The sequence below is a fragment of the Microbacterium meiriae genome (assembly GCF_040686935.1).
Lineage (GTDB): Bacteria > Actinomycetota > Actinomycetes > Actinomycetales > Microbacteriaceae > Microbacterium > Microbacterium meiriae.
Genome location: NZ_JBFBMF010000003.1, coordinates 465380 through 488312, shown reverse-complemented (window position 1 = coordinate 488312; position 22933 = coordinate 465380). Strand labels below are relative to the sequence as shown.

General features: G+C 71.4%; 17 protein-coding genes. 3 read left to right on the top strand and 14 right to left on the bottom strand.

The window, feature by feature from the left end; genetic code table 11:
• Window positions 1-39: 39 nt before the first annotated feature.
• From AB0P08_RS12410 to rsmI, 7 genes are all read right to left on the bottom strand, one after another.
• Entirely contained in the window at window positions 40-1740 is a 1701-nt protein-coding gene (locus AB0P08_RS12410) for an ABC transporter ATP-binding protein (protein WP_522727313.1), read from the bottom strand.
• A gap of 5 nt (window positions 1741-1745) precedes the next feature.
• Window positions 1746-2678: an ABC transporter permease gene (locus AB0P08_RS12405; RefSeq protein WP_280565617.1), complete on the bottom strand. Its 933-nt coding sequence runs from the start codon at window positions 2676-2678 to the stop codon at window positions 1746-1748.
• Window positions 2675-3655, bottom strand: a complete 981-nt coding sequence (locus AB0P08_RS12400) for an ABC transporter permease (RefSeq protein WP_187661998.1) — start codon at window positions 3653-3655, stop codon at window positions 2675-2677. The genes AB0P08_RS12405 and AB0P08_RS12400 overlap by 4 nt, the downstream gene beginning before the upstream one ends.
• Window positions 3652-5316: an ABC transporter substrate-binding protein gene (locus AB0P08_RS12395; protein ID WP_363590054.1), complete on the bottom strand. Its 1665-nt coding sequence runs from the start codon at window positions 5314-5316 to the stop codon at window positions 3652-3654. Before AB0P08_RS12395 ends, AB0P08_RS12400 begins: the two co-directional genes overlap by 4 nt.
• Before the next feature lie 155 nt (window positions 5317-5471).
• Window positions 5472-6566: a LacI family DNA-binding transcriptional regulator gene (locus AB0P08_RS12390; RefSeq protein WP_363590053.1), complete on the bottom strand. Its 1095-nt coding sequence runs from the start codon at window positions 6564-6566 to the stop codon at window positions 5472-5474.
• A gap of 228 nt (window positions 6567-6794) precedes the next feature.
• Window positions 6795-7349, bottom strand: coding sequence for a class I SAM-dependent methyltransferase (locus tag AB0P08_RS12385; RefSeq protein ID WP_363590052.1), 555 nt, complete (start codon window positions 7347-7349; stop codon window positions 6795-6797).
• A gap of 152 nt (window positions 7350-7501) precedes the next feature.
• A complete protein-coding gene (gene rsmI / locus AB0P08_RS12380; RefSeq protein WP_259951490.1) occupies window positions 7502-8323 on the bottom strand; it encodes a 16S rRNA (cytidine(1402)-2'-O)-methyltransferase in 822 nt (273 codons plus the stop codon).
• A 96-nt stretch (window positions 8324-8419) separates the two neighbouring features.
• On the opposite strand from rsmI, the gene AB0P08_RS12375 reads away from it, so the two are divergent.
• The gene (locus AB0P08_RS12375; protein ID WP_363590051.1) at window positions 8420-9973 is read left to right on the top strand and encodes a dolichyl-phosphate-mannose--protein mannosyltransferase; all 1554 of its coding nucleotides are present in this window, start codon (window positions 8420-8422) and stop codon (window positions 9971-9973) included.
• A 22-nt stretch (window positions 9974-9995) separates the two neighbouring features.
• Here the strand turns inward: AB0P08_RS12375 and AB0P08_RS12370 are convergent, their stop codons facing one another.
• The 7 genes from AB0P08_RS12370 to AB0P08_RS12340 form a co-directional block, all read right to left on the bottom strand.
• Entirely contained in the window at window positions 9996-10475 is a 480-nt protein-coding gene (locus tag AB0P08_RS12370; RefSeq protein ID WP_144882465.1) for an Lrp/AsnC family transcriptional regulator, read from the bottom strand.
• A gap of 1 nt (window position 10476) precedes the next feature.
• Window positions 10477-11868, bottom strand: a complete 1392-nt coding sequence (locus tag AB0P08_RS12365) for an amino acid permease (RefSeq protein WP_292797336.1) — start codon at window positions 11866-11868, stop codon at window positions 10477-10479.
• The gene (hisC, locus tag AB0P08_RS12360; RefSeq protein ID WP_363590050.1) at window positions 11865-12968 is read right to left on the bottom strand and encodes a histidinol-phosphate transaminase; all 1104 of its coding nucleotides are present in this window, start codon (window positions 12966-12968) and stop codon (window positions 11865-11867) included. Before hisC ends, AB0P08_RS12365 begins: the two co-directional genes overlap by 4 nt.
• A 165-nt stretch (window positions 12969-13133) precedes the next feature.
• The gene (locus AB0P08_RS12355; RefSeq protein WP_363590049.1) at window positions 13134-14936 is read right to left on the bottom strand and encodes a thioredoxin domain-containing protein; all 1803 of its coding nucleotides are present in this window, start codon (window positions 14934-14936) and stop codon (window positions 13134-13136) included.
• A 40-nt stretch (window positions 14937-14976) separates the two neighbouring features.
• Window positions 14977-15546: an FMN reductase gene (gene msuE, locus AB0P08_RS12350; RefSeq protein WP_363590048.1), complete on the bottom strand. Its 570-nt coding sequence runs from the start codon at window positions 15544-15546 to the stop codon at window positions 14977-14979.
• Window positions 15547-15711: 165 nt separating this feature from the next.
• Window positions 15712-16548, bottom strand: coding sequence for an aldo/keto reductase (locus AB0P08_RS12345; protein WP_363590047.1), 837 nt, complete (start codon window positions 16546-16548; stop codon window positions 15712-15714).
• Window positions 16549-16603: 55 nt separating this feature from the next.
• Complete coding sequence (locus tag AB0P08_RS12340) at window positions 16604-17848, bottom strand: heparan-alpha-glucosaminide N-acetyltransferase domain-containing protein (RefSeq protein WP_363590046.1); 1245 nt, start codon at window positions 17846-17848, stop codon at window positions 16604-16606.
• A 66-nt stretch (window positions 17849-17914) separates the two neighbouring features.
• Between AB0P08_RS12340 and hrpA the strand changes: the two genes are divergently transcribed.
• A complete protein-coding gene (hrpA, locus tag AB0P08_RS12335) occupies window positions 17915-21940 on the top strand; it encodes an ATP-dependent RNA helicase HrpA (RefSeq protein WP_363590045.1) in 4026 nt (1341 codons plus the stop codon).
• A 23-nt stretch (window positions 21941-21963) separates the two neighbouring features.
• Window positions 21964-22908, top strand: coding sequence for a quinone oxidoreductase family protein (locus AB0P08_RS12330; protein WP_363590044.1), 945 nt, complete (start codon window positions 21964-21966; stop codon window positions 22906-22908).
• Window positions 22909-22933 lie beyond the last annotated feature (25 nt).

Sequence of the window (22933 nt, the reverse complement as noted above, 5' to 3'; positions counted from 1 at the left end):
GATGCGCTCCTCTCTCTTTCTTGCAGTCTTTCCCGGGCCTCAGCGGGCGCGGGCGGGGTTCGGCACGGCGTCGAGCAGTTCGACCGTGTACGGGTCCTCCGGATGCTGCAGCACCTGGGAGGTCTCGCCCCGCTCGACGACGCGGCCGCTGTTGAGCACGAGGATGTTCTCGGTGACCAGACGCGCGCTCAGCAGATCGTGCGTGATGTAGAGCATGCTGATGCCCCACCGTTCACGGAGGTCCTCCAGCAGCGCGAGCACGCCGGCGCGGAGGGACACGTCGAGCATCGACACCGGCTCGTCCGCGATCAGCACCTGCGGGTCGCTCGCGAGCGCCCTGGCGATCACGACGCGCTGCCGCTGCCCGCCGGAGAGCTGGTGCGGCAGCTTGGCGGCGAACTGCTCGACGGGCGTCAGACCCACCGTCTCCAGCAGTTCGAGCACACGGGCCCTGGCCCCCGCCCCGCGCAGCCTCGTGTAGTTCACGACGGGACGGGTCAGCGCGTACTCGACGGTGTGCAGCGGGTTCAGGGCCGCGTACGGATCCTGGAACACCATCTGCACGTCCTTGCGGAGGTCGCGGAGTCCGCGGCGCTTCAAGGACGCGACGTCGGTATCGCCGAAGCGGATGCGGCCGGAGGTCGGCTTCTCGACCCCGGTGAGCATCTTCGCGATCGTCGACTTGCCCGAACCCGACGCGCCCACGAGGGCGAGAGCCTCCCCCGGTTCCAGCCGGAACGACACGTCGTCGACCGCGACGACGGGATCCTGTCCGCGGCGCGGAGCCGGATAGCGCTTCGAGACGCCCTCCACCACGATCGCAGCGTCGGCGCGGCGGGCGTCCCGCGGCGACACCGTCGGCAGGGTCTCGGTGACGTCCGTGCGGCTGCGCCCCTCCCGGCGACGGGTGCCGAGATCGACGAACCCGGGGATCTCGATCTTCTCGGCGCGCGGGTCGGCGTAGTGACTCAACAGCATCCGGGTGTACTCGTCCTGCGGACGGTGCAGGATGTCCTGGCTGGAGGCATCCTCCACGATGCGCCCCTCGTGCATGACCATCACCCGGTCGGTCGCCTCGAGGACGATGCCGAGGTCATGGCTGATGAGGATCGCCGTGAACCGCTCGGACCGCTGCAGCTCCTGGATCGTGTCCATGACCGAGTGCTGGACGAGCACGTCGAGCGCCGTGGTGGGCTCGTCGAACACCATCAGCTGGGGTTCGAGCGAGAGGGCGAGGGCGATCGAGGCGCGCTGCCGCATGCCGCCGGAGAGCTCCCCCGGGTACCGGTCGAGCACCTCCGGCTTCAGCCCCACCTTGCCGACCAGCTCCCGCGCCCTGGCCTCGCGCTGCTCCGCGGGCACATGGCCGTGCGCGGCGAAGATGTCGCGGAAGTGGTTGCCCACGGTGCGGACGGGGTTCAACGCATTCATGCCGGACTGCAGCACCATGGCGAATCCGCCCTGCCGCTGACGCCGCAGCTCCTCGGCGTCGAGCTCGCGGATGTCGCGGCCGTCGAAGAGGATGCGTCCTCCGCTGATGCGCGCCGGCGGCTTCTGCAGCCGCGTGAGCGCGAAGCCGAGCGTGGACTTGCCCGACCCGGACTCGCCGACGAGCCCGACGAACTCGCCGCGCCGGAGCGCGAACGACACGTCGTGCACGGCCGGCACCGGCACCTGCCCCGGGGAGGCGTACTCCACGGACAGCGACTGGACGTCGAGGAGGATGTCGTCGTGCTCCATGGCGCTCATCGGCCCTTCCCTTCGCGGAGGCGCGGATTGGAGATGCCGTCCACGCCGAAGTTGATGAGTGTGAGGCTGAGGGCGAGCAGCGCGATGCACAGACCGGGCGCGAACAGCAGCAGCCACTGGCCGGTGAGCAGGGAGTTCGAGTTCTGCGCCCAGTAGAGCATCGTGCCCCAGCTGACGATGCTGGAGTCGCCCAGCCCGAGGAACTCCAGCCCCGCCTCGGCGAGGATCGCCGCCGTCGCCGCCCCGAAGAGCGTCCCGGCGATGATCGAGGTCATGTTCGGCAGGATCTCCCGGAAGACGATGCGAGCCCTGCTGTCGCCGGAGAACTGCGCCGAGGTGACGAAGTCGTTGCCGCGGAGGGACTGGGTCTGGCTGCGCAGCACGCGCGCACCCCACGCCCATCCGGTCACGACGATCACGGCGATGATCATGAGGATGCCGCCGTTCTGCAGGTAGGCGGCGATCACGATCATCAGCGGAAGGCCGGGGATTACGAGGAAGAGGTTCACGATGAACCCGACGACCTCGCCCGCGAAGCCGCGCATGTAGCCCCAGCTCAGTCCGATGAGCACGGCCACGATCGTGGAGAGGAGCCCCGCCGCGAAGCCCACGAGGAGGCTGACCTGCGCTCCGTAGATGAGCTGGCTGAGCACGTCCTCCCCTGCGGCGGTCGTGCCGAGCCAGTGCTCCCACGAGGCGTCGGCGTTCCGCGGGAAGCCGTTCTCCTTCGGCCCGTAGGGGGCCAGGAGCGGGGCGAACACGGCGACGAGCACGAAGAACGCGAGGAGGCAGAGGCCGATGCGGGCCTTGCCGTTGGACCACAGGGTGCCGACCATGCGGCCGAAGGCGCGCCAGGGGCTGGGCGCCGCGATGCGGTCGGTCGGGACCTTGACGGTCACGGTGCTGGGGGTGGGGTTCGGGGTCGTCATCGTCGAGTCCTCGGGTCGAGAACCCCGTAGAGGATGTCCACGAGGAAGTTGGCGATGAGCACGCTCACGGTGATCATCAGGAAGAGCGCCTGCATGAGCGGGTAGTCCTGCCCGATCACGGCGTTGAACAGCAGGTAGCCGATGCCCGGGTATCCGAACACCTGCTCGACGAGGATCGAGCCGCCCACCACGCCGCCGAGCGTGAGCCCGAAGCCGGTGAGGTTCGGCAGGATCGCGTTGCGGGCCGCGTAGCGGAGGGCGATCGTGCGGCCGCGGAGGCCGTTCGCCTCGCCGAAGGTGATGTAATCCTCGCCGAGCGTGTTGATCATCGCGTTGCGCATGCCGATGATCCAGCCGCCGAGGGAGGTGAGCAGGATCGTCAGCGCGGGCAGGAACGCGTGCCGGACGAGGTCGACGATGAAGTCCCAGGTGAACCCCGGGGTGGTCGTCGCCGAGTAGGCGCCGGTGGTCGGGAACCAATGCAGCACGTAGCCGAGGAAGAACAGCAGCAGCAGCGCCGTCCAGAAGTACGGGAACGTGCTGAGGAACGACCCGGTCAGCGTCGGCAGCGAGTCCAGCCACGTGCCGCGCCGCCAGGCGGCCATCACGCCGATCAGCGTGCCGATCACGAACGCGAGGATCGTGACGATGCCGACGAGGCCGAGCGTGTAGGGCAGCGCGGTGGAGACCATGCTCGACACGGTCTGGGGGTAGAACGTGTACGAGACGCCGAAGTCGAGCCGGACGACCTGGCCGAGGTAGGCCACGTACTGGTCCCACATCGAACCGGTCGGCACCCCGAGCTGGGCCTCGATCGCGGCGCGCGTGGCGTCGGAGACCGGACCGTTCTGGGAGAGCTTCGCGATCGCGGCGTCGGCGGGAGAGCCGGGCATCAGGCGGGGCAGGAAGAAGTTCAGGGTGATCGCGGCCCACAGGGTGAGCACGAACAGGCCGATCTTCTGGAGGACGTACTTCACTGGTCTCCCCCGTCCGTGCGCTTCAGGTGGGTGAAGATCCCCAGGGGCGCCGAGTCGTAGTTCTGCGGGATCATGTACGGGTCGTCCGCGGAGGGCCAACCGGTGAACTTCGCGTCGTTGAACAGGCCCCAGATCCCGCCGTAGTACATGCCGATCACGGGGACCTCCTCGTACACGATGCTCTGCAGCTCGTGCACGATCTCGGTCTGGCGGTCGGGATCGATCGCCGCGCGGAACTCCTCCAGGAGGGCGTCGGCCTCCGGCGAGCGGTAGCGCTCGAAGTTGTTGGTGGTCACCTCGCCGGCCGGCACGTAGAAGTCGCTGGAGAGCAGGCTGTTGTAGGCCTGGTACACGTCGCCGTTGCCCATGCCGCCGATCGCCATCTCGAAGTCGCCGGTGCCGATCGCGCTCTGGTAGCCCGCGGGCTGCGGGAGCTTGAGCGACACCTTGACGCCGATGTCTGCCAGCTGCCGCTGCACGGTCTGAGCGGCGCGCGTCCAGTCGGAGAAACCGTTGGCGGTGGTCAACGAGAACGCGAGCTGCTCGCCGTCCGGGCCGACGAGCTGGTCGCCCTGGAGGGTGTACCCGGACTCGGCGAACGCCGCGAGCGCGGCGTCGTGGTCCTGCGCGAGCATGCCCTGATCGGGGATCTCCGGGTCGAGGTACTGCTCCTGGTTGGGCAGGATGAGGCCGGTCTGCCCTGCGGGCTGCATGTACCCCTCGGAGGCGGTCTCCGCGATCTCCTCCCGGTCGAGCGCGAGCGCGATGCCGCGGCGGACGTTCACGTCGTCGAAGGGCGCGACCTCGAGGTTCGGCACGAGCGAGATGACGCCGCCCGGCGGGAACCACCAGGTGTTGTCGGGACTCGCCGCTCCCCAGGTGCCCTCGACGTCGGAGATGAAGGAGTAGGCCCAGTCGTAGCCGCGGGTCACGGTGTCGAGCTGCGTGTTCGTGGCCGGCAGGATGATGTGCTCGATCTCGATCTTGTCCGCCTGCCAGTAGTCCGGGTTGCGGTCCATCGAGTACTGCTGGTCGTTGTAGTTGCCGAGCACGAACGGCCCGGTACCGACCGGCTCCTCGTTGCGCCAGGTGGCCGGGTCCTTCACATCCGCCCACAGGTGCTCGGGGACGATCATGGTCTGCCCGAGGATCGAGAGCGAGGGCGCGTCGTCGCTCTGCAGGTGGAACACGATGTCGTCGCCGTCGATCTCGATGCGGTCGATGTGCTGCCACGCGCCCTTGATGTCGAGCGAGGGCTCGTCCTTGATGAGCTGGAACGTGAACGCCATGTCCTCCGGGGTGAGCGCCTCGCCGTCGCTCCACTCGACGCCGTCGCGGATCGTCATCACGATCGTGCGGGCGTCGGGCTGGGTCCACTCGGACGCGAGCCACGGGGTGAGTTCGCCATCGAGCGGGTTCACCAGGATGAGCGGCTCGTAGATCCACCGCGAGGCGGTCCTGGTGTTGGTGAGGTAAGGGTTGAAGTTCTGCGTGAAGAACGGGTTTCCCTTGTCGGCGTTGATGAGCATCGTGTCGTCGCCGATCGACGGGTCGGGCTGCGAGCTGATCTGGATGCTGCAGCCGCTGAGCGCGACCGCTGCGGCCGCGAGCCCCACGACGGCGGCGCGGCGCCAGCGTCGGAAGGTGTGCGTCTCTGCCACTGGATGACCTCATGTCGTCTCTGTCATGAAGGGCGCCCCGGGGGGTGGGGAGTCCTGCCGGCCGAAGCCGTACACCAGATTGTAAGCGCATACATTTTGAATCGGCAACCCTGTGACGAGCGAGTGGTCGTCGCTGGCGGCGCCGTCGTGCCGACTCAGGCCGGGCGCGTGGAGCTCTCGCGGAGGAGGATCTGGAGGGGCAGACGCGTGGTGAGCGGCGGGGCGTCCGGCTGCTCCAGCCGGCGCGCGAGCACCTGCACGGCCGCGCGTCCGAGCTCGATCATCGGCTGCCGGATCGTGGTCAGCGGCGGCGACACCAGGGTCGCCGCCTCGATGCCGTCGAACCCCGTCACGAGCACGTCGTCCGGCACCTGCACGCCCGCAGCACGGAACACGTCCATCGCCCCGAGGGCCATCTGGTCGTTGGCGGCGATGAGCGCGGCGGGCACGCCGTCGCGCGTCAGCTCCTGCCCGGCCCGGCGCCCGGAGGCCCGTGTGAAGTCGCCCCGCAGCACGCGCACCGCTGCCGGATCACGCCCCCCTGCGGCGAGCGCGGTCGACACGCCCTCCCACCGTTGTTCCGCGTCCGGCGAGTCGGCCGGCCCGGCGAGGAACGCGATCTCCCCCTCCCCGACCTGCGACAGCACATGGCGGGTCAGCTCCCCCATCGCCTCGGCGTTGCTCACCGTGACATGGTCGTAGGCATCGCCCCGCGGCGGCCCGGACAGCACGACCACCGGGATACGCCGCCCCAGCCGCGCCAGCACCTCGTCCGGCACGCTGCGGGCGAGCACCATGAGTCCGTCCACCCGGCCGGCCATGTCGCGGACGGTCGAGCGGTCGGGGTCGTCACGTCCGACGCCCACCATGAGCACGAACCCCTGCTTCCACGCCTCCAGCTCGGCCCCCCGCAGGACTTCGTCGAGGAACAGCATCGAGGAGTGCGGCGGGTCCTGATCGTCCGACACGACCGTGAACGGCGGGCGAGCAGCGGCGGACAGCACGTCGAGCGGCGGGGCGTCCTCGGCGGCGTCGAACTGGGGGAAGTACAGCCCCAGCACCCCCGTCCGACGCTCGGCCAGACCCCGCGCACTGCCGCTGGGGACGTAGCCCAGCGCGGCGACCGCGTCGAGCACCCGCTCCCGGGTCACCGGACGGACGGCCTCCGGCGAGCGCAGCACACGCGAGACGGTCGCGATCGACACTCCGGCGCGCTCGGCGACGTCGTACACCGTCGCGGCCTTGCTCACGCGTGCTCCTCTCCCCCGCGGTTCTGGTTCCGGTTCCGGTTCCGGTTCTGGTTCTGGTTCTGGTTCTGGTTCTGGTTCTGGTTCTGGTTCTGTCAGCGTAGGACAGTCTCCCCCGGTGCCCCCGTCCTCTCCCGCGCGCGGGCGCAGATTCGCGTCGGTGTCGCACGGATGGTGCCAGAACCTGCGACACGGTGCAGATCTGCGACGGGGTTCCTGGACGGTGCAGAATCACGCGCGGCGGGCGCGGAGGGCTCCGTGGGGGCGAGAGCTGATCTCGCCTGGCTCTCGCTCGCGGGCCTCGGACCACTGCAGCTCGAGGCCGGCGGCGGCGAGCAGCGGGGACAGGGCCTCGGCGGTCCAGAAGAACGCGGGTGCGACCGCATGAGCGAAGGCCGCCCGGGGTTCGCCGACGAAGTATCCGAGGAGCAGGCTCCCGCCGGGGGCGAGCACCCGAGCGAACTCGGCGAACACCTCCGTGAGCTCGGCCGGAGGCGTGTGGATCACCGAGTACCACGCGAGGGTGCCGCCGACCGTGCCCGATGCCTGCGGCAGCGTCCGGAACGACCCGTGATGGAACGTGAGGTGCGGATACCGAACCCTCGCCTTGTGGATGAAGGCCGTGGAGAGGTCGATCCCCTCGACGTCGCGCCCGGTTTCGAACTCTGCGCCGTCATCCCCGTGGAGAAAGGCCGTCCAGTGACCGGGACCGCATCCCGCGTCGAGCAGCATCCCCGGGGTCTCATCGCGCCAGCGACGGATGAGCTCGCGGTCGCGCGGATCCATCAACCCCAGGTCCCCCGCGACCTCCCGGTACTCCGCGGCCCTCTCGTCGTAGGCTCGCGCGACCGGATCGCCTGCGGGAGGTCGCAGATCCGGACCCGCGTCGCACGCCTCCCCGGAATCCCTGCGACCGGGATGCGAATCTGCGACCGGAGTCACCGTGACCGCGCCGCGAGGGCGGCCTGATACAGGTCCCTGGAGGACAGGCCCGTCAGGGCCGCGACCTCGGAGGCCGCGTCTTTCAACCGGGTGCCGTCCGCGACCAGGGCCTGCACCTGAGCGAGGGCGTCCTCCGGCGAGGCCTCCCGCCGCGGCGCACCCTCGACGACCACGACGATCTCGCCCTTCACGCCGTCGGCGGCCCAGGCGGCGAGCTCGGACGCGGTGCCGCGACGGACCTCCTCGTACAGCTTCGTCAGTTCCCGGCACACGGCGATCCGGCGGTCTGCGCCGAAGGCGGCTCCCATGTCGGTGAGGGTGGTCGCGAGGCGCGAGGGCGACTCGAAGAACACCATCGTGCGGGGCTCGGCGGCGAGGGCGGAGAGGGTCGCCCGGCGCTCCCCCGGCTTCCGCGGCAGGAACCCCTCGAAGGTGAAGCGGTCCGTGGGAAGCCCCGAGATCGCCAGGGCCATGAGCACCGCGCTGGGTCCCGGGATGGCGGTCACCGTGACCCCCTGCGCCACGGCCTCGGCGACGAGACCGTATCCCGGATCGCTCACGGTCGGCATCCCCGCGTCGCTCAGCACCACGAGGTCGGTCTCCGCGGCGAGCGCGGCCAGCTCCGCGGCCTTCTGCTTCTCGTTGTGGTCGTGCAGCGCGATCAGCCGGGGCCGGTTGTCGATCTTCAGGGCCTGCAGGAGTCGCTGCGTCGTGCGGGTGTCCTCCGCGACGACGATCTCCGCGTTCTCCAGCACCTCCACGAGTCGCCGCGACGCATCGCCCAGGTTTCCGATCGGGGTCGCGGCGAGGATGATCACCCGCCCAGCTTAGGCGTGGGTCTGAGTCGGGGCCGTCGGAGCGGACCGGTGCCGGCATACCGGAAGCACAGGGCGGAGTGTGTCTAGGCTGGACCGGTGACCGCGCCCGAGCCCCTGCCGCCCGCCCCCGAGGAGCGGCTCACGCGCTACGAGCGGCTCCGGGACCGCGTGCTGCACGCCCCGGACTGGGGCCGGGCGATGGGCTGGCTGGCCCCGCTGCTGATCACTGCCCTCGCCGCGGTGCTGCGCCTGGCGAACGTCGGCCATCCCCATCAGCTCGCCTTCGACGAGACCTACTACGTCAAGGACGCCTGGTCGCTGTGGAGCCTCGGCTACGAGGGGGTGTGGGGAGAGAACGCGAACGACGCGTTCATCACCCTGCAGGAGCTCCCCCTGACGAACAAGGGTGCGTTCATCGTGCACCCGCCGCTCGGGAAGTGGCTGATCGCGCTGGGCATGGCCATCGGCGGACCGGACAACAGCGCTGGCTGGCGTCTCGCGACCGCGGTGCTCGGCGCAGCGTCCGTGCTGCTGGTCTACCTCATCGCCCGACGCCTGACCGGCTCGGTCGTGGCGGCGACCGTGGCCGGCACCCTCCTCGCGATCGACGGCCTCAGCATCGTGATGAGCCGGATCGCGCTGCTCGACGGCATCCTCACCTTCTTCGTGCTGCTGGGCGTGCTGTTCGTGCTCATCGACCGCCAGCACACGATCCCGCTGCTCGAACGTCGGGATCCGGACGACGAGGATCCGCTGTGGGGACCGATCCTGTGGCGCCGTCCGTGGCTCGTCGCCGCGGGTCTCGCGCTCGGCGCCGCCTCGGCGGTGAAGTGGTCGGGACTGTACGTGCTCGCGGGCTTCGGCCTCTACGTCGTGATCACCGACGCCCTCGCCCGGCGCCGCGGCGGGGTCGTCGTATGGCCGGCATCCGCGGTCTTCCGGCAGGGGCCGGTGTCGTTCGTGCTCCTCGTCGTCCCCGCGCTCGCGGTGTACCTCGCGAGCTGGACCGGATGGCTGGTGACGGCGAACGGCTACGACCGCGGCAGCGATCCGAACCCGCTCGTCGCGCTGTGGAACTACCACGAGGCGATGCTCGGCTTCCACGTGGGCCTCACCCGAGGACACCCGTACGCGAGCCCGGCGTGGGAGTGGCCCTTCCTGCTCCGCCCGACGGCGGTGTGGGTGGACAGCGACCCCACCGGCTGCGGCGTCGACCACTGCATCGGCGTGATCTCGGCGATCCCCAACCCGCTCATCTGGTACGGCGGCGTCGCGGCCAGCGTCTACCTGCTCTACCGCCTCATCCGCGGCTGGATCACCCGACAGCCGGTCGGCCCGGCCCTGAGTCTTCCGCTCGTGGGGCTCGCCGTCACCTACCTCCCCTGGCTGATGTTCCCTGAGCGGACGATCTTCCAGTTCTACACGGTCGTCATGATGCCGTTCCTCGTGCTCGCGCTCACCGTCACGCTGCGGGTCATCGCGGGGCGCCGCGAGGATCCGCTCGTGCGCCGCCAGTCCGGAGAGCGGACCGTCCTGATCTTCCTCGGCGTCGTCGTCCTCGTCTCGGCGTTCTTCCTGCCGCTGTGGACGGGGATGAGCGTGCCGTACGACTTCTGGCGCCTGCACAACTGGCTGCCCGGCTGGGTCTGACCCGCCGCGCCGTGAACCCCGGTCAGGGGATCTCGTCGGCCACGTGCTCCACGAGCGGGAGCACGCGACCGGAGAGGTGGGTGCGCATGGCGATCGAGGACGCCGTCCGCGCGACGCCCGGCACCAGGGCGACCCGGTCCAGCACCTCCTGGAGCCGGGTCGCGTCGCGCGCGACGAGCCGGAGCTGCATGTCGCTCGCGCCGGTCACGGTGTGCATGTCGACGATCTCCGGCACCGCGTCCGCGAGGGCCGTCGCCACATCGTCGTGCCCGACCTTCTGATCGATCTCGACGAGGCAGAACGCCACGACGCCGTAGCCGAAGCCGGCGGGGTCGATGCGCGGCACGATCGCCTCGATCACCCCGCCCTCGTGCAGCCGCGCGAGGCGGCTGGTGGCCGTCCCTCGCGCGATGCCCAGCCGGCGCGCGCACTCGAGGAGAGGCAGCTGCGGCGACTCCGTCAGCAGCCGGATCAGCGCGGCGTCGAGGCGATCGATCCGCACGTCACTCCCTGACGATGCCGGGGCGGGAGACACCCCGCGTCAGGCGGGCGACGACGAGCAGCACCGCGGTGAGCCCGAGCGTGAGCAGCAGCTGGATGCGCGCGGCCGGGTCGATCATCGCGAGCGCGATCACGGCGGCCAGCAGCACCAGGCACAGCCACGACACCCAGGGGAAGCCCCAGAGCCGCATGGGCATCGCCTCGCCGGCACGGTCGGCCCGCCGTCGCAGCACGATCTGCGAGATCGCCGTCGCCGTCCAGATCACCAGCAGGGTCGACCCCACGACGTTCAGCAGCGCCGGGAGCACGACATCCGGGAACGCCCAGTTCAGTCCGACGGTGACGAAGCCGAAGGCCACCGAGGCGAGCACCGCGACGAACGGGACGCCCTTGAGGCTCGTCCGGGTGACGGACAGCGGCGCCAGTCCCCGCTCCCCCAGCGAGTACGCCATCCGGGAGGCGCCGTAGATGTTGGCGTTCATGGCCGAGAGCAGCGCGATCACCACGATGAGGTCCATCACGAGGCCGACGCCCGGGATGTTCAGCGTGTCCAACACGGCCGAGAACGGACCGGCCTGCACGGCGGGGTCGTCCCACGGGAGCACCGCGACGATGACGAAGATCGAGCCGACGTAGAAGATGAGGATGCGCACGAGCACCTCGCGCACGATCCGGCGGATGTTCCGCGCGGGGTCGTCGGACTCGGCCGCGGCGATCGCCACGACCTCGGTGCCGCCGAACGCGAAGACGACGATGAGGAGCGCCGCCGCGATGCCGGTGATCCCGTGCGGGGCGAAGCCGCCCTCGTCCACGAGGTTCGAGATCCCCGTCGCCGGCACACCGGGGATGAGTCCGACGATCGCGCACACCCCGACGACGAGGAAGGCGATGATCGCGGCGACCTTGATCGCCGCGAACCAGAACTCGAAACGGCCGTAGTTGCGCACGCCGAAGAGGTTCACCGCGGTGAGGGCGACGACGAAGACCAGCACCCAGACCCACGCGGGGATCCCGGGCACCCAGTTCGCCACGATCCCGGCCGCGCCGGTCGCCTCGGCGGCGATCACGACGACCAGCTGGATCCAGTACAGCCAGCCCACCGCGCTTCCGGCGCTGCGCCCCATGGCCTTCTGGGCGTACGAGCTGAAGGCGCCGGAGCTCGGGCGGGCCGCGACCATCTCGGCGAGCATCGCCATCACGAGCACGACGATGCCGCCCGCGACGAGGTAGGAGATCAGCACGGCGGGTCCGGCGATGCTGATCGCCTGCCCTGAGCCGACGAACAGCCCCGCGCCGATCGCGCCGCCGAGCCCCATCATCGAGATCTGGCGGCGGGTGAGGCCCGGGTGCAGGCCCTTCGTGGTCGTCGTGGTGACGGGGACCTCCGTGGTCATGCGCCCACCTCCATCAGGTCGGAATCGTGGTCGGACTCGTGCGCGGCGTCGCCGGAGACCGCGAGGGCGGCTTCGACCCTGTCGATGTCGGCGGCGGAGCCGGATGAGATGCGGATGCCCTCGCCGGGAAAGGCGCGGGCGACGATACCCCCGGCGTGCAGGAGGGCGTCGAGTTCGGCGGTGCGCTCCCCCGCGGGGACCCAGACGAAGTTGGCCTGCGAGCGGACGGCGGGCCAGCCGGCGGCGGTGAGCACGGTGTACAGCCGATCGCGCTGCGTCACGACCTCGTCGATGCGTACGGCGAGCTCGTCCTCCGCGGCGAGCGAGGCGAGGGCTGCGGCCTGGGCGAGGTCGGTGACCCCGAACGGCACGGCTACCTTGCGCTGCGCCTCGGCGATCGCGGTGGGGGCGATCGCGTAGCCGATGCGGAGCCCGGCCAGGCCGTACGCCTTGGAGAACGTGTGCAGCACCGCGACGTGCGGGTGGCGGCGGAACAGCTCGATCCCGGCGCCGCGGCTGTCGGTGCGGTCGAAGTGCACGTAGGCCTCGTCGATGACGACGAGGACGTCGTGCGGCACCGCGGCGACGAAGCGCTCCAGGGCCTCGGCGTCGACGACGGTGCCGGTCGGGTTGTTGGGGTTGCACACGAAGACGAGACGCGTGCGCGGAGTGATCGCAGCGCGCATCGCGTCGAGGTCGTGCCCGTGATCGGCGTCCAGCGGCACGGCGACGGGCGTCGCGCCCGCGATCCGGACGAGCGAGGGATAGGCCTCGAAGGACCGCCATGCGAAGACGACCTCGTCCCCCTCGCCGGCGACCGCGTGGATGAGCTGGGCGGCGATCTCCACCGACCCCGCGCCGACGGTCACCTGCGCCGGGTCCACGGCGTACCGGGCGGCGAGCGCCTCCCGGACCGCGGAGGCGCTCATGTCCGGGTAGCGGTGGATGCCGGCCACCCGGTCCTGCACGGCGCGCACGACGGAGGGCAGCGGCGGATGCGGCGACTCGTTCGAGGAGAGCTTGGAGGCACCGGCCGGGGCGGAGCGCCCCTGTCGGTAGGCGGGCACGGCGTCGAGACCGGCGCGGGCGGAGAGAGTCATCGTCAGAGCATCCTTGCTGTGATCCGAGAGGGGTCGCGTCACCCTAGAACGGATCGCGGGCGCTGGGCAAACCGTGCACTCGAAGCTGCGCATCGCGCGCACTCGACGGGCAGACGGACGCCGCGCGGTAGGCAGAATGCACAGCGCTGCGCCGGAGAAGGGCGCTCACCGTGCGCGCGAGACCGCGGCCGGATCGCTCACCGGCAGGCGACAGACGAAGGCGCGGCAGTCGTAGGCGCGCTCGGCGGCCGCCTCCTTGCCCTCGAACAGCTCGAACCCCGCGGCGGCGAACGCCGCGGCCTGCGCCGGCGTGACGACGGCGACGATATCGGCATCGGCCCCGCGGGCCGCGGCGGCGAGCGCCCCACTCGGATCCTCCGTCACCACGACGAGCTGCCGCGGCGCGGTGGCGAGTCCGGCGGCGACCCGGAGCAGACTGCCGTGGGCGAAGGGCTGGGCGAGCGCCCGGGAGGCGAGGGCCTCCACCCGCTCCGCCGCTGCCGCGCGATAGCGGTCCCCCGCTCCCAGCCGCCAGGCGGTGAGCGCGGCGTGCGCGACCGCCGCCGTGTCCGAGGGGAGATCGCCGTCGGTGTGGTCGGGCGAGGCGGCGATGCCCTGCGCGCGGAGCATCGGGTCGTCCCCCGCGGCGCCGTCCAGCGCTCCGTCGAGGAGGCCCAGGGCCGTGGCCGCCGGAGCGACGTCGCCGGTGGCCGCCGCGAGGGCGAACAGGCCCTCGGCGAGCAGCGCGAGGTCGGCGGCCGTGGCGACCGCGGCAGAGGCCCGGCCGCCCAGCGATGCCCGCACGAGCGCGCCATCGGCCCCGCGATTGGTGTCGAGCACGGCAGCGGCGGCCTCCGCAGCGGCGGCGATCCACGCGTCGTCGCCGAGCGCCGCCCCCGCCCGGGCGAGTGCCGCGATCGCGAGGCCGTTCCATCCCATGATGACCTTGCCGTCCACTGCGGGCGGCTCCAGCGCCGCGCGCTCCGCGACGGGACGGAGGTAGTAGCCCCCTTCGCTGCGGGCCCCGTCGATCCACGATTCGGAATCCTGCGCAGCGCCGAAGCCGCCACCCTCCTGCCGTAGCGTGCCGAGCAGGAAGCGGGCGATCCCGCGGGCGGTCTCCTCGTCGCCGGCGTCGAGCGCGACCTCGAGCAGCTGGGCGTTGTCGGTCAGCATGCGCTCGTAGTGCGGCACCGTCCAGTCACGCCGGGTCGCGTAGCGGAAGAACCCGCCGTCGGCGTCACGCAGATCCGAGGCCGCCATCGCCGCGAGGGCGCGCTCGGCCGCAGCCGCCGCCTCCGGTGCGGCCGCGCGGATGAGGGGCTCTTGGAGGAACCGCAGGGTCGTGGCCACCGGGAACTTCGGAGCTCCGCCGAAGCCGCCGAACTCCGTGTCCTCCCTGGCGGCGAGACCGCGGGCGGCCTCCGCGAGGGACGAGGCGTCCGGGAGGCTCGACGCCGTGGTCTCCGCCGCCTCGGCGAGGGCCGCGGTCACCGCGTCGGCGGACTCCTCGGCCTGGGCCCGTCGCGTCGTCCACGCCTCGCGCACCGCGGCCAGCACATCGCGGAACGCGGGCATCGGCGGTCGCGCCTCGGGTGGCCAGTACGTCCCCGCGTAGAAGGCGCGTCCGGCAGGCGTGGTGAACACCGTGAGCGGCCAGCCGAGGTTCTGGGTGAACGCGGACGCGGCGGCCATGTAGGCGCCGTCGACGTGCGGATGCTCCTCGCGATCGACCTTCACCGCGACGAACCCCTCGTTGATGCGGGCGGCGGTCTCCGGGTCGGCGAACGACTCGCGCGCCATCACATGGCACCAGTGGCAGGTGGAGTAGCCGATCGAGATCAGCATCGGCACATCCCGGCGGCGGGCCTCGGCGAAGGCCTCCTCGCCCCAGGGGTACCAGTCGACGGGATTGTCCGCGTGCGCCCGCAGATAGGGGCTGAGGGTGTCGGCGAGCCGGTTCGTCATGCTCCCACGCTACGCCGGGGTCACCGACTCCGGACCCGGATCAGCCGACGAGCAGCTCCGCGGGACGGGACAGGGTGTAGCCGACGAGCGGGAGGGCTCGCTCGGCGGCCAAGGCGATGCGCGCGCGCAGCACGTCGGTGGCCACCTCGTAGCCGTCGAAGTCCGTGGTGCTCGCGTACACGCCGAGGGGCAGCGTGAGCGCCTGGAAGAAGGCGAAGAGCGGCCGGAGCTGGTGCTCGATCATGAGGGCGTGCCGCTCGCCGCCGCCGGTCGCGGCGAGGAGCACCGGCGTGCCGACGAGCGCGTACTGGTCCACGAAGTCGAACAGGTGCTTGAACAGCCCGGTGAACGAGGCGCGGTACACCGGGCTCCCCACGATGAGAAGGTCGGCGGTCTCGATCGCCTGCAGGTGCACCTCCACCTCCGGCGGGAGCTGGTCACGGGTGAGAGCACCCGCGAGCGACGGCCCGATCTGCGTGAGCTCGATCAGCTGCGCCTCGACGGGGGCACGCTCGGCGACCGCGGCGGTGATCGCTCGGAGGAGGGCGGTGGTCTTGCTTGGCTCGTGGAGGGAGCCCGAGACGGCGACGACGCGGAGCGGAGCTGTCATGCGCTCGACGGTACCCACGCGGACGCCCCGTGTCGCGCGAAGCGACACGGGGCGTCATGTGGAACGGAGGCGAGCCACGGGCCGCGGGCTCGGGAGCAAGGCTCCGGTCAGTGCGGGCTCGGTGACGGCGTCAGTGCCGAGCCCGCGGCCGGTATGAGAGCGGGATCAGTTGACCTCGTCCGGGTGCGAGCCGACGCGGCCGGAGCCGTCGAGCGGGTCGAGGGCGTCGATCGCGGCGATCTCGGCGTCGGTCAGCTTGAAGCCGAACACGTCGAGGTTCTCCCGCAGGCGCTCCGGGCGCACCGACTTCGGGAACACGATGATGCCCTTCTGCAGGTGCCATCGGAGGACGGCCTGCGCGGGCGTCACGCCGTGGGCGGCGGCCGCATCGGCGACCGCCGGAGTGCCGAAGAGGTCGTACTTGCCCTGGCCGAGCGGACCCCACGCCTCGATGCGGACGCCGTTGGCCTCGGCCCAGGCGACCTCCTCGCGGCGCTGGTACGCCGGGTGCAGCTCGATCTGGTTCACGGCCGGGACGACACCAGTCTCCTTCACCGTGCGCTCCAGGTGCGGGACGAGGAAGTTCGAGACGCCGATGCTGCGGGTCAGGCCCGCGTCACGAAGTTCGATGAGCTTCGCGAACGCGTGGACGTAGTCGTCCTTCGCCGGAGTGGGCCAGTGCACGAGGTACAGGTCGACCTGCTCCAGGCCGAGCTTCTCGAGGCTCTCGCCGATGGCGGCGCGGGGCTCGTCGTCGTGATGACGGTCGTTCCACAGCTTCGTGGTGACGAAGAGCTCCTCGCGCGGGATGCCGGAGGACGCGATGGCAGCGCCCACGCCCTCCTCGTTGCCGTAGATCGCGGCGGTGTCGATGTGGCGGTACCCGATCTCGAGGGCCTCGCTCACTGCCTTCTCGGTCTCTGCCGGCGGCACCTTGAAGACGCCGTAGCCCAGCTGGGGGATGGAGTTGCCGTCGTTCAGTTCGAGTGCAGGAATGGTCATCCCCCCAGCCTAGGACCTGTGATGACAGGCGTGCCCGTGCGGATGACGGAAAGGGTCAGCGCCGAGGGACCGCGGCCATCGCGGCGGCACCCTTACCGACGAGGCGCTCCAGAGGACCACGGCCGACGAACATCGACCACAGCGTCGTCACCACCAGGAGTGCCACGGCCGTGAGCCCCCAGAACGAGTTGTCCGCGATGAAGCCGCCAGGGCCCGCGACGAGGACGACGGAGACGACGTGCAGGCTGTATGCCGTGAGCGGCATGGACCCCAAAGCGCCGAGCGGCAGCAGCAGCCAGCGCAGCGGGCGGCTCAGGAGCAGGCACAGCGCGATCGCCGCGAGGGCGAACCCGCCGGAGCCCAGGATCTCCGCAGTGCCGCCGCTGTGCGGATCGACGGCGAAGACGGCGCGGACCATCGAACCGAGCGGATCGCTCACGGCGAGAGCCTCGGGGTAGCTCTCCCAACCGGACGGCGGCATCACGTCGTCCGGGATGAACGACGACAGACTCTCGGCGAGAAGGCTGTCCAGGCTCTCGCTGGCGAGGCTGTCCAGACTCTCGCTGCCGGAGTACCCGCTCGTCGAGGAGGTGAGCGAGCCCGTCCCGCCGAGACCTGTACTCGCGCCCACGGCTCCCAGGCCGTAGCCGATCGCGGCGAGGACCACCCCGACGACGAGGGCGACGACGGCCGTACGCACCTCCTGCACCCGGAGCCGGCCCAGGGCCATGCCGCCCAGCACGAGAGCGAGCCACACGGTGATCGGATAGGTGCCGTAGAGCACGAACCCGATGCCCGCGCCGAACGGCTGCAGCGCCACCGCGCTGATCAGGGCGAGCAGCGCCGGACCGGCGAGCGCGAGGACGGCGGCGCCGAGGAGCAGCTGCCGGGGCCGCCACCGCAGCACGGGGATGACCGCGACGTAGAGCAGCCCGTAGAGCGTCAGGATCACGGCGATCGGGGTGTTGAGGAGCTCCAGCGCCAGGCCGATCACGAAGATCACGGCGCCGCGGCCGACGAGATTCAGGCGGATGCCGGGGAGACGCTCCCGCTCCGGCAGCATGTCGCGCCCCGTCATGAGCGCGATGGAGACGCCAGCGAGCAGCGCGAAGAGGATCGAGGAACGACCGTGCACGAGGTCCGTCCATGTGGTGGGGTCGCCCCAGTCGAAAGCGTCGGTCATGCCGACGTGGGCGCCGGCCATTCCCAGGATCGCCAGACCCCGTGCGACGTCGAGGCCGAGGATGCGCGGCGGCCGACCGAACTCGCGGAACCAGCGCACGGGGCGCAGAGCAGTCATCACCCGATGATCGTATGCGGCGATCGCGGCGGCTCCGGTGTGCATCCCGGCATACGATGGAGGGCTATGTCCTCCCCTGTGATCTCCTACCCCCCGGAGCTGCCCGTCAGCGCCGCCAGGGACGAGATCGCCGACGCCGTCCGGGACCACCAGGTCGTCATCGTCGCCGGCGCGACCGGATCGGGGAAGACCACGCAGCTGCCGAAGATCGCGCTGGAACTGGGCCGCGAGCGCATCGCCCACACCCAGCCCCGGCGGCTGGCCGCCCGCACGATCGCGGAGCGCGTGGCCGAGGAGCTGCGGGTCGAGCTCGGCACGCTCGTCGGCTACAAGGTGCGCTTCACCGACAAGGTCTCCGACGAGACGCGCATCGCCCTGATGACCGACGGGATCCTCCTCAACGAGATCCACCGAGACCGCCTGCTGACGCGCTACGACACGATCATCATCGACGAGGCCCACGAGCGGTCCCTCAACGTCGACTTCCTGCTCGGCTACCTCGCCCGCATCCTCCCGCAGCGCCCGGACCTGAAGGTGATCATCACCTCCGCCACGATCGATCCGGAGAGCTTCGCGCGGCACTTCGCCGCGGCCGACGGCACCCCCGCTCCGGTCATCGAGGTGTCGGGGCGCACCTATCCCGTCGAGATCCGCTATCGCCCGCTCGTCGACGAGGACGCGGAGCAGGACGCCGCCGGCGAGCCGGAGGACGAGGTGAGCGCGATCGTCACGGCGCTCCGCGAGCTCGACCGGGAGGCCCCGGGCGACGTGCTGGTGTTCCTGCCCGGCGAAGCGGAGATCCGGGACGCGGCTGACGCGGTGCGCGCCGCCTACGCCAAGGACCGTTCTCCCACCGAGGTCCTCCCCCTGTTCGGCCGGCTCTCCGCCGCGGAGCAGCACCGGGTGTTCGAGCGCAGCACCGTGGCCGGCGTCCGTCGCCGCGTGGTGCTCGCGACGAATGTGGCCGAGACGAGCCTCACGGTGCCCGGCATCAAGTACGTCATCGACACCGGCACGGCCCGCATCTCCCGGTACAGCAACCGCTCGAAGGTGCAGCGGCTCCCCATCGAGGCCATCTCGCAGGCGTCGGCGAACCAGCGCTCCGGTCGCGCCGGCCGCACGAGCGACGGCATCGCCATCCGGCTGTACTCGGAAGAGGACTACGCGCGGCGCCCCGAGTTCACCGAGCCCGAGATCCTGCGCACCTCGCTCGCCTCCGTCATCCTGCAGATGCTCGCGCTCGGCTTCGGCGACATCACCGCGTTCCCCTTCCTCACCCCGCCCGACTCCCGGGGCGTGAAGGCGGCGTTCGACCTGCTCACCGAGCTCGGCGCCCTTCGACAGGCTCAGGGACCGGACGACGGCCCCCGGCTCACCCGCATCGGGCGGGACATCGCCCGGATGCCGATGGACCCCCGGTTCGCGCGGATGCTCATCGAGGCGGGCCCTTCGACAAGCTCAGGGACCCAGCGGGGGTCAGGCCCTTCGACAAGCTCAGGGACCCAGCGGGGTGCAGGCCCTTCGACAAGCTCAGGGACCCAGCGGGGTGCAGGGAACTCGTCGGTGCTGCGGGACGTGCTCGCGATCGTCGCGGGGCTGTCCATCCAGGACGTGCGGGAGCGACCGGAGGAGCGGCGCGAGGAGGCCGACCGGCTGCACGCGCGCTTCGTGGACCCGACGAGCGACTTCCTCACCCTCCTGAACCTCTGGAACCACCTGCGCGGACAGCAGCGGGAACTCGGCTCCAGCGCGTTCCGGCGCCTGTGCCGCAGCGAGCACCTCAACTACGTGCGCGTCCGCGAGTGGTTCGACGTGCACCGCCAGCTCCGGACGCTCGTCAAGAGCCCCGATCGCGGGGCGGAGCCGAGTGGCGCGGCCGATCCGGATGCCATCCACCGCGCGCTGCTGTCCGGCCTGCTGTCGCAGATCGGCGTCCTCGACGAGCGCACCGCCCCCGCGGGGAAGGCCCACTCTCCCGCGAAGGACGCCCGCCGCCGGATCACGGAGTACCGAGGCGCGCGGGGTATCCGGTTCTCGATCTTCCCGGGGTCGGGGCTGCGCAAGAAGAGTCCCCGGGCGGTCATGGCGGCCGAGATCGTGGAGACCTCCCGCACCTTCGCCCGCACCGTCGCCGCCATCGACCCCGCCTGGGCCGAGCCCCTCGCCGGCGACCTCGCGAAGCGTCAGGTCACCGAGCCGCACTGGTCCAAGGACGCCGGAGCCGCGGTGGCGTTCGAGAAGGTCACGCTGTTCGGGGTCGAGATCATCCCGCGCCGGCGCGTGCAGTTCGCCCGCATCGACCGGGCCGCCTCGCGCGAGCTCTTCGTCCGTCATGCTCTCGTCGAGGGCGAGTGGGACCCGTCCCGGATCGACAAGCGGGTCAGCGCGTTCTGGCGCAGCAACGCCGAGCTCCGGCGCCGCCTCGAGAAGCTCGAGGAGCGTGAGCGGCGCCGCGACATCTTGGCCGGCGACGAGGCCGTCTTCCGGTTCTACGACGAGCGCATCCCCGCCGAGGTGTTCGACATGCGGTCGTTCGAGAAGTGGTGGCGCGAGGCGCTGACGACGACGCCGAAGCTGCTCGTGATGCGCGAGAGCGACCTCATCGACGACGAGGACCGCGCCGACCAGCGCGAGTTCCCGACCCGGTGGACGCAGGGCGACCAGGTGCTCGGCCTCGCGTACCGGTTCGAGCCGGGTGCCCCCGATGACGGCGTGAGCGTCGTGCTGCCGCTGCCGCTGCTCGCCCAGATCGAGGATCGCGGCTTCGACTGGCAGGTGCCGGGGCTCCGCGCCGAGCTCGTCACCGGACTGCTGCGCGCGCTGCCCAAGGCCATCCGCCGCCACGTCGTCCCCGCCGCCGACTGGGCGGAGAAGTTCGGGGCGGCGCTGGCCGACGAGGGTCCGGAGGTGCACGGCGGCCTCCCCCCGCGCACCCTCAAGGAAGCGCTCGCGCGGCTCGTGCAGCCGCTCGCGAACCAGGTGGTGACGGCCGCGGACTTCGATGACGAGCGGGTGCCGGCGCACCTGCGCATGAACTTCCGCGCCGTGGACGAGCGGGGACGGGTGGTCGGGTCAGGGCGTGATCTCCGGGCGCTGCAGGCCGAGCTCTCCGACCGCGCGCGCAGCAGCGTCGCCCGCTCCATCGCCCGACCCGGGCGTGCGGAGGCACCGGGGCCGCGCGGGGCGGAGCGCGTGGCCGCCGCTCCCGTCGAGCAGACCGGGCTGACGGCGTGGACGTTCGGCGACCTCCCGGCGGTCATCGACACCAAGGTCGCGGGCGGCGTCGTCCGCGGGTATCCGGCGATCGTCGATGCCGGCACGAGCGTGTCGGTGCGGGTCGAGGCGACCCCGGACGCCGCGGCCGCCGCCACGCGCGACGGCGTGCTCCGTCTCGTCCTGCTCGCGGTGCCCTCGCCGTCCTCGTACGTGCAGCAGCACCTCACCAGCCAGGAGAAGCTCGCCCTCGCCGCCTCGCCCTATCCGTCGGCGGCCGCGCTCATCGAGGACTGCCGAGCCGCCGTCGCCCGTCGCGTGATCGACGCGTCGACCGGCGCCGACGGCCAGGACCGTGGCGTCGTGCGCACCGAGGCCGAGTTCGCCCGGGTCCGCGACGCCGTGTCCGCCGTGCTCGTCGACGAGCTCTTCGCCTGCGTCTCCCTCGTCGCCCGCATCCTCACGAAGGCGCGGGAGGTGGAGCGCGGCATCAAGTCCCAGAACTCGCTGGCGCTGCTCGGCCCGCTGAACGACATCCGCACCCAGCTCTCCGGACTGCTGCACTCCGGCTTCGGCGCGGCGGCGGGTGTCGACCGACTCGCCCACTTCCCCCGGTACCTCGACGGCATGATCGACCGGTTGAAGACCCTGGCGAACGAGCCGGGCAAAGACCGCGCACGGATGACGGAGTTCGAGCGGATGGCGGTGCTGTTCGCGGACGCCGGCGGCACGATCCCCCTCGCGCCCGACGCTCCCCCCGCGATCGTCGAGGTGCGCTGGCTGCTGGAGGAGTACCGGGTCAGCGTCTTCGCTCAGCGTCTCGGCACCGCGCAGCCGGTGTCGCCGCAGCGGATCACCAAGGCGCTCGCGGGGAAGTGACCCCCGCCGGGTAGCCTGAGGGCATGGCCCGCGCGATCGTCTACACCGAGTTCGGATCCCCCGCTGTCCTCCACCTGATGGAGGTGCCTGACCCCGTGCCCGTCCGCGGCGAGGCGCTGGTGCGCATCGAGGCGGCCGGTGCCAACCCCATCGACGCGAAGCTCCGTGGCGGCAAGCGCCCGTCTGCGCCGATCACCGAACCGCGTCCGGTCGGATTCGACGGTGCCGGGGTGATCGAGGTGCTGGGCGAGGGCGTCGACGGGTTCGAGGTCGGCGACCGCGTCGCGATCCGCGACACGCTCGGGACCTACGCCTCCGCCCTCGCGGTCGAGGTCGACAAGCTCGTGAAGCTCCCGGACGCCGTCACCGCGGCCGAGGGTGCGGCGATCGGCATCCCGGCCGGCACCGCCTACCAGTCCCTCCGCTCGCTCGCCGTGACGGCCGACGACGTGCTCCTCGTGCACGCAGGATCCGGCTCGGTCGGCCAGGCCGCCGTGCAGTTCGCGGTCGCCTGGGGCGCGACGGTGATCGCCACCGCGAGCCCCGCCCGGCACGACCAGCTCCGCGAGCTCGGCGCGATCCCCGTGGCCTACGGCGACGGCCTGCTCGACCGCGTCCGCGCGGCGGCCCCCTCCCCCGTGACCGTCGTCCTGGACTGTGCGGGCACCGATGAGGCCATCGAGACCTCCCTCGCCCTGGTCGCGGACCGCGACCGCATCGCGACCATCGTCCGCGGTCCCGACGCCGCCGACTTCGGCATCCGGGCGTTCTCCGGCGGGTCCCCCGAGCCGCTCACGCCGCAGGAGCTGGAGTGGCGCGCCGAGGCGCTGCAGAAGACCGTGGACCTCCTGGCCGCGGGCGACTTCACCATCGAGCTCGGCCCGGAGCTGCCCCTCGCCGAGGCGGCACGGGCCCATGAACTCATGGAGACCGGCGGGGCCACGGGGAAGATCATCCTCGTCCCCTGAGGGATCAGGGTGGCACCGGAGCGGG

Bases quoted from the DNA above. Each gene is read 5' to 3' on its own strand.
- AB0P08_RS12410 (WP_522727313.1), bottom strand. From the start codon at position 1,740: ATGGAGCACGACGACATCCTCCTCGACGTCCAGTCGCTGTCCGTGGAG.
- hisC (WP_363590050.1), bottom strand. From the start codon at position 12,968: ATGACTCTCTCCGCCCGCGCCGGTCTCGACGCCGTGCCCGCCTACCGA.
- AB0P08_RS12365 (WP_292797336.1), bottom strand. From the start codon at position 11,868: ATGACCACGGAGGTCCCCGTCACCACGACGACCACGAAGGGCCTGCAC.
- AB0P08_RS12330 (WP_363590044.1), top strand. From the start codon at position 21,964: ATGGCCCGCGCGATCGTCTACACCGAGTTCGGATCCCCCGCTGTCCTC.
- AB0P08_RS12340 (WP_363590046.1), bottom strand. From the start codon at position 17,848: ATGACTGCTCTGCGCCCCGTGCGCTGGTTCCGCGAGTTCGGTCGGCCG.
- AB0P08_RS12345 (WP_363590047.1), bottom strand. From the start codon at position 16,548: ATGACCATTCCTGCACTCGAACTGAACGACGGCAACTCCATCCCCCAG.
- AB0P08_RS12385 (WP_363590052.1), bottom strand. From the start codon at position 7,349: ATGGATCCGCGCGACCGCGAGCTCATCCGTCGCTGGCGCGATGAGACC.
- hrpA (WP_363590045.1), top strand. From the start codon at position 17,915: ATGTCCTCCCCTGTGATCTCCTACCCCCCGGAGCTGCCCGTCAGCGCC.
- msuE (WP_363590048.1), bottom strand. From the start codon at position 15,546: ATGACAGCTCCGCTCCGCGTCGTCGCCGTCTCGGGCTCCCTCCACGAG.
- AB0P08_RS12355 (WP_363590049.1), bottom strand. From the start codon at position 14,936: ATGACGAACCGGCTCGCCGACACCCTCAGCCCCTATCTGCGGGCGCAC.
- AB0P08_RS12405 (WP_280565617.1), bottom strand. From the start codon at position 2,678: ATGACGACCCCGAACCCCACCCCCAGCACCGTGACCGTCAAGGTCCCG.